This window comes from Oerskovia sp. NPDC056781 (assembly GCF_042789955.1).
Taxonomy (GTDB): domain Bacteria; phylum Actinomycetota; class Actinomycetes; order Actinomycetales; family Cellulomonadaceae; genus Oerskovia; species Oerskovia rustica.
In genome coordinates this window covers 1-6292 of the sequence record NZ_JBHUAD010000225.1, presented here as the reverse complement: position 1 = coordinate 6292, position 6292 = coordinate 1, and the positions used below count along the sequence as shown (strand labels likewise).

The 6292-nt window shown below is 72.1% G+C and carries 6 protein-coding genes and 1 pseudogene; all 7 read right to left on the bottom strand.

All coding sequences use genetic code 11. The annotated features are described in order from the left end of the window. Positions 1-206 (bottom strand): annotated as a pseudogene (locus ACFRCR_RS15705) (adenine phosphoribosyltransferase); the annotation flags it as partial. A 6-nt stretch (positions 207-212) separates the two neighbouring features. Further along, on the bottom strand, positions 213-1331 hold the full coding sequence (gene secF / locus ACFRCR_RS15700) for a protein translocase subunit SecF (protein WP_377678805.1): 1119 nt from the start codon (positions 1329-1331) through the stop codon (positions 213-215). After that, entirely contained in the window at positions 1331-3091 is a 1761-nt protein-coding gene (secD, locus tag ACFRCR_RS15695; protein ID WP_377678803.1) for a protein translocase subunit SecD, read from the bottom strand. The genes secF and secD overlap by 1 nt, the downstream gene beginning before the upstream one ends. 127 nt (positions 3092-3218) lie before the next feature. Continuing rightward, positions 3219-3650 (bottom strand): preprotein translocase subunit YajC, encoded by a 432-nt coding sequence (gene yajC / locus ACFRCR_RS15690; protein WP_377678801.1) that lies wholly within the window; start codon positions 3648-3650, stop codon positions 3219-3221. A 116-nt stretch (positions 3651-3766) separates the two neighbouring features. Continuing rightward, positions 3767-4840 (bottom strand): Holliday junction branch migration DNA helicase RuvB, encoded by a 1074-nt coding sequence (gene ruvB / locus ACFRCR_RS15685; protein ID WP_377678807.1) that lies wholly within the window; start codon positions 4838-4840, stop codon positions 3767-3769. A gap of 52 nt (positions 4841-4892) precedes the next feature. After that, complete coding sequence (ruvA, locus tag ACFRCR_RS15680) at positions 4893-5534, bottom strand: Holliday junction branch migration protein RuvA (protein WP_377678799.1); 642 nt, start codon at positions 5532-5534, stop codon at positions 4893-4895. A gap of 134 nt (positions 5535-5668) precedes the next feature. Next, positions 5669-6232, bottom strand: a complete 564-nt coding sequence (gene ruvC / locus ACFRCR_RS15675) for a crossover junction endodeoxyribonuclease RuvC (protein ID WP_030151418.1) — start codon at positions 6230-6232, stop codon at positions 5669-5671. Between the last annotated feature and the right edge of the window lie 60 nt (positions 6233-6292).

Genomic DNA, 6292 nt, shown 5'->3' with positions numbered 1-6292 from the left:
AGGTCGACGCCCCCCGCGGCGAAGGCCGCGAGGGAGTCGACCACGTCGCCGAGCGCCCTGCCGTCGGCGAGCAGGCCGGTGATGTCACGGAACGTGACACCGGGCTGGGGGTAGTCCGGGACGTCGCGGATCAGTCCGAGGACCTCGGCCGCGCGCTCGTCCCCCAGGTCCGTCAGGCCGACGGGAAGGATGCTGCTGGTGCTCATGGGGGGTCAGTGCCCCCGCTTGCGTCGCGGCTGCGCCTTGACGCCCTGGTGGGAGCCGGGCTGGAGCTGGCCGGCGCCCTGGACCCCGGCGGCGGCCAGGGCGGCGTCGTCCGTCGCGCCGCCCGTCGACTCCGCGGCTTGCGCCACGAGGGCCGCACGCTTCTCGAGGACCTTCTTGGTGTGCTCCTTGATGGCGGGCTCGCGCTCGCGCAGCGTGACCTCCAGGGGCGTGGCCAGGAAGATCGAGGAGTACGCGCCGACGGCCATACCGACGAACAGCGCGAGCGAGATGTCGCGCAGCGTGCCGGCTCCGAGGAGGAACGCGCCGATGAACAGGATCGCGCTCACGGGCAGCAGGGCCACGACCGAGGTGTTGATCGAGCGGACCAGGGTCTGGTTGACCGCGAGGTTCGCGCGCTCCGCGTAGGTGCTGCGGGTCTGGTCGAGGATGCCGTGCGTGTTCTCACGGACCTTGTCGAAGACCACGACGGTGTCGTAGATCGAGTACCCGAGGATCGTCAGGAAGCCGATCACGGTCGCCGGGGTGACCTCCCAGCCGATCGCCGCGTAGATCCCGACCGTGATGATGAGGTCGTGGAAGAGCGCGATGAGCGCCGCGGCGGCCATGCGCCAGTTGCGGAAGTAGATCGTCATGACCAGGCCCACGAGGGCCAGGAAGACGATGAGTCCGGTGATGGCCTTCTGCGAGACGTCCTTGCCCCAGCTGGGGCCGATGAACGCGGTCGTGACGTCGTTCTCGGTCACGGAGTAGGCCCCCGCGAGCGCGTCGCGGACCTCGGTGACCTCGTCCGCGGTCAGGCGGTCGGTCTGGACCCGGATCGCGGCGCCGCCGACGGTCGTGACGCGCGGGACCTCGGCCGGGGCGACCTCCGCGACGGCGTCGATGGCCGGCTGCTGGTCCGTCTGGGTGACGTTCGAGACGACGAACTCGGAGCCGCCGCGGAAGTCGATGCCGAGGTTGAACCCCTTGGTGAGCAGGACCCCGAACGACAGGACGACCATGACGATCGCGACGATGTAGAAGCGGCGGCGGTTGCCGACGATCTGGTAGGACTTGCGTCCCGTGTAGAGGTCGTTGCCCCACTGGGCGAATCCCTGCGCCATCAGAGGTTCTCCTCGTTCTTGTCGCCCTCGGTCGAGGAGTCGGTGGTGGTGGCGTCGGACTCGGCCGCGCGTCGGGCCGCGGCCCGGCGCTCGGCGATCGTCATGCGCGAGCCCTCGCCCGCGGACGATGCACCGAGGCTGGCGCCCGCGCCGACCTTCTCGCGTGCGGGGCTGCCGAAGGGCTCGTCGACGCTCGTGTCGCTGACCGGTGCGTCCTTCTCCTCGGTGGTCCCGGGGCGGGCGACCCGCCCTCTGCCGGCGTAGCGGGTCGTCGCGCCGAGGCGGCGCGGGTCCAGGCCCGAGGCCGGGTGCCCGTTGGCGAAGAACTTGGTCTTCGCGAGGAGCTGCATGACCGGGTGGGTGAACATGAAGACCACGATCAGGTCGATCAGGGTCGTCAGTCCGAGCGTGAACGCGAAGCCCCGGACGCCGCCCACGGCCAGGAAGTACAGCACGACCGCGGCGAGGAAGTTGACCGCGTCGGAGGCCAGGATGGTGCGGCGTGCGCGGTCCCAGCCCTTCTCGACGGCCGAGTTCAGGGTGCGGCCGTCACGCAGCTCGTCGCGGATGCGTTCGAAGTACACGATGAACGAGTCCGCGGTGATGCCGATCGCGACGATGATGCCGGCGACGCCGGGCAGCGAGAGCCGGTACCCGATCGTCCAGGACAGCAGCAGGATCACCCCGAAGGTGAGCACCGCGGCGATGCCGAGCGAGGCGACGGTGACCAGGCCCAGGGCCCGGTACTGGAAGAGCGAGTAGATGACGACCAGCAGGAGGCCGATCGCGCCGGCGATGAGACCCTTCTCGAGCTGCTCGCTGCCGAGGGTCGCGGAGATCTGCTGCTCGCTCTGGACCTCGAAGGTCAGCGGGAGCGAGCCGAAGTTGAGCTGGTTGGCGAGCAGCGCGGCGCTCTCACGGTTGAAGCTGCCCGAGATCTCGGCCTTGCCGTCCGTGATGACGTCGTTCGCGGTCGGGGCGGAGATGACGAGCCCGTCGAGGACGAGCGCGAACGCGTTCTGCGGGGAGGGCAGCGAGACCAGGCGCGTCGTCGTGTCCTTGAAGGCCTCGGTGCCCTCGTTGTTGAACTCGAGGTTGACGACCCACTGGCCGGTGCTCACGCCCTGGGCCGTGGTGCCCATGCCCGAGCTGGCGTTGGAGATCTCGGTGCCCTCGATCTCGACCGGCCCCAGGATGTACTTCGCGCTGCCGTCGTCGGCGCACGTGACCAGGGGCGCGTCGGGCGCGTCGCCCAGACCGCCCGTGAGGTTCTTGGGGTCGGTGCAGTCGAGCGCGTCGAACTCGGCCTGGACCGCGGGGGTGATCTGGGCGAGGTCGCTCGGGTTGGCCGGGACGACGGGCGTCTCGGGCTCCGCGGGGGCCTCGGCCGGGGTCTCGGACTCCACCGGGGTGGGAGCGCCGACGGTCAGGACCGGGCGGAACCGCATCTGCGCGGACTTGCGCACGAGGTCGAGCGTCTCGTCGCTCGGGGTGCCGGGCAGCCCGACGACGATGTTCTTGCCCTGGCTGGTGATCTCGGCCTCGGTCACTCCCGAGGAGTCGACGCGCTGGCGGATCACGTTGATCGCCTGCTGGATCGTCTCGTCGGTGACCTGTCCCTCGGAGGCGATCGGCGTCAGGATGATCTGCGTGCCGCCCTCCAGGTCGAGGGCGAGCCCTGGCGTGGTGCTCGCGTCCGACCACTTGGTGCCGGCGAAGATCGACGCGAACAGCGCGAGGATCAGTACAGCGAGGGTCACCAGGGTGCGTACGGGCCTGGCGCGTCGTGTGTTGGAGGTGGCCAACTATCCGTCTCTTCTCGTGCGCGCGACATCGCGAGATGGCGCGGGTCGACGTCGCACCCCGGGATCGGGGTGCGACGTGGTGTCACTTGCTGTCGGTGCCGTCGTCCCGCTTGTCACCCGGCTTGTCCGTGAGCCCGGACAGGTCGTCCGGGACGTCCAGGACGTCGTCCGTCGTGGAGACGCGGTCCGCGTCGCCGTAGACCGCGCCCTGCTCGGTGCCCTCGGTGCCCTCGTCGGTGCCCTCTTCCTCGACGGGCGGCTCGACGAGCTTGGCGATCGCCGCACGCAGCCAGCGCGTCTGGGTGCCGGGCGTGGACTCGATCGTGATGATGTCCTTCTCCTCGTCGACGTCGACGATGGTGCCGAACAGGCCCGACCCGGTCATGACCTCCTGGCCGGGGGCCAGGTTGGTCCGGAAGGCCGCCGCTTCCTTCTGAGCCTTGCGCGACCGGTTGGTCATGAGGAACATCGCTCCGGCGGCGAGAGCGAGGATGAGAATGAGGCTGAAGTCCATGACGGGGTAACCGGTTCCTGTTCTGTGCTGGGATCTGCGCGGCAGTCTAGGCGCACGCGTACGGATCACCAACGAACCGTCCGGCCGTGGAGTTCCGCCGCTCAGATTCCCCCAGTCTAGGCCCCCGTGTCGAACAGGGTTCCGCCCGACCGCGCGGAGCCCGTCCTGTGCCCGAGCCCGGCGCCGGGTCCCCGAGGTGTCAGGGGGTCGGGCGGGGTGAGCCCGAGGTGGGCCCAGGCCGCGGGGGTGGCCACGCGGCCGCGCGGGGTGCGCCCGATCAGGCCCTCGCGCACGAGGAAGGGCTCGGCGACGGTCTCCACCGTCTCGGACTCCTCGCCCACGGTCACGGCGAGGGTGCTCAGGCCCACGGGACCTCCGCCGAACCGGGTGCACAGGGCCCCCAGGACGGCACGGTCGAGGCGGTCGAGGCCCAGCTCGTCGACCTCGTAGACCTCCAGGGCGGCGCGTGCGGCCCGCAGGTCCATGGTCCCGTCGCCGCGGACCTGCGCCCAGTCGCGCACGCGACGCAGGAGGCGGTTCGCGATGCGGGGCGTGCCGCGCGAACGGCCGGAGATCTCGTGGGCGGCGGCGTGCTTGATCTCGACGCCGAGCAGCCCGGCCGAGCGGATGATGACGCGTTCGAGCTCTTCGGCGGAGTAGAAGTCGAGGTGTCCGGTGAACCCGAAGCGGTCGCGCAGCGGGGCGGGCAGGAGCCCGGCGCGCGTGGTGGCGCCCACGACGGTGAACGGCGGCAGGGACAGCGGGATGGCGCTCGCGCCGGCTCCCTTGCCGACGACGACGTCGACCCGGAAGTCCTCCATCGCGACGTACAGCAGCTCCTCGGCAGGGCGCGCGAGGCGGTGGATCTCGTCGATGAACAGGACCTCGCCCTCCTCGAGGGAGGACAGGACCGCGGCGAGGTCGCCCGCGTGCTGGATCGCGGGGCCGGACGTGACGCGCAGCGACGTGCCGAGCTCGGCCGCGATGATCATCGCGAGGGTCGTCTTGCCGAGCCCGGGCGGGCCCGAGAGCAGGACGTGGTCGGGGGTCGCGCCGCGCGCGAGCGCTGCCTGCAGGACGAGGGAGAGCTGGTCGCGCACGACGAGCTGACCGACGAACTCCTCGAGGCGGCGCGGCCGCAGGGCGGCCTCGGCGGCGCGCTCGAGGTCGTCCGCGGTCGAGGTCACGATGCGCTCGGACGTGAACGGCTCGTGCCCGTCCTCGTACCCGACGCGGTCGAAGTCAGCCACGGGGACCGCCCAGGACGCGCAGCGCGGCGCGCAGGGCGCCGGCGATCTCGTCGGGGGCGACGGCGTCGGCCCCGGCCTGGGTCAGGACCGTGGCGAGGGCGTCCTCGGCGGCCTTGGGGTTCCATCCGAGACCGACGAGCGCCTGGACGACCTGGTCGCGCTGGTCGTCGACCACGGGGGCTTGCGGGCCGCCCGGTGTCTGGTCAGGGTCTGCGCCCGTGGGGGCCCCGAGCTTGTCGCCGAGCTCGAGCGCGATGCGCTGGGCGCCCTTGCGCCCGATGCCGGGCACGCGCATGAGCGCGGCGATGTCCTCGCCCGCCACGGCGCGGCGCAGCCCGTCGGGCGTGTGGACCGCGAGCATGGCCAGGGCCAGGCGCGGGCCGACGCCGCTGACGGTCTGCACGGCCTCGAACACGGCGCGCTCGTCGTCGTCGGCGAACCCGAACAGCGTGAAGGAGTCCTCGCGGACGACCATGCTCGTGGCCAGGCGGGCGGGTTCGCCCACGCGCAGCGCGGACAGGGTCGCGGGGGTCGCGTGGACGAGGTAGCCCACGGCTCCCCCGGTGCCTCCCACGTCGATGACGGCGCGGTCCAGGCGGACGTCCGCGACCGTGCCCGACAGCGAAGCGATCACTGTTCCTCCATGCTTCCTCGCGGGTCCCGGCCACACGCGACCGGCCCCGAACACCTGTACGAACCGTGGGTCACTCTAGCAACGGGGGGCGGCGGGCCCGGGTGAGCCTCGCCGTCGGGCGCGGGCGGTGGGGGTCAGCGGCGGGGGCCGCGCGAGGCCTGCTCGGCCGCGGCCCACGCGCGCTGGGCGGGGGTGAGCTGGTGCCGGTCGCCGCCCTGGAGGGCGCCCGCGGGGCGCCACAGGTGGCAGATCGCGAGGGCCAGGGCGTCGGCGGCGTCGGCGGGCTTGGGCAGCTCCGCGAGCTCGAGGATGCGCGCGACCATGCGCTGGACCTGGATCTTGTCGGCGCGCCCGGTACCGGTCACGGCAGCCTTGACCTCGCTCGGGGTGTGCATCGCGACGGGCACCCCGCGGCGGGCGGCGGCGACCATCGCGAGGCCCGCGACCTGGGCGGTGCCCATGACGGTGCTGACGTTGTGCTGGGCGAAGACGCGTTCGACGGCCACGACGTCGGGGACGTGCTCGTCCATCCACGCGTCGAGGCGTTGGGAGATGGTGAGCAGGCGCAGGTCGACCGACTGGTCGGGCGGGCTCTGCAGGACCCCGACCGCGACCATGCGGGCGCGCCGGCCGGGCAGCGAGTCGACGACGCCGATCCCGCAGCGGGTCAGTCCTGGGTCCACTCCGAGCACGCGCACGCGCTCACCTTCTCACGGGCCGCCCACGGCGAAGGGCTCCCACGCGTGCGTGCGCGTGGG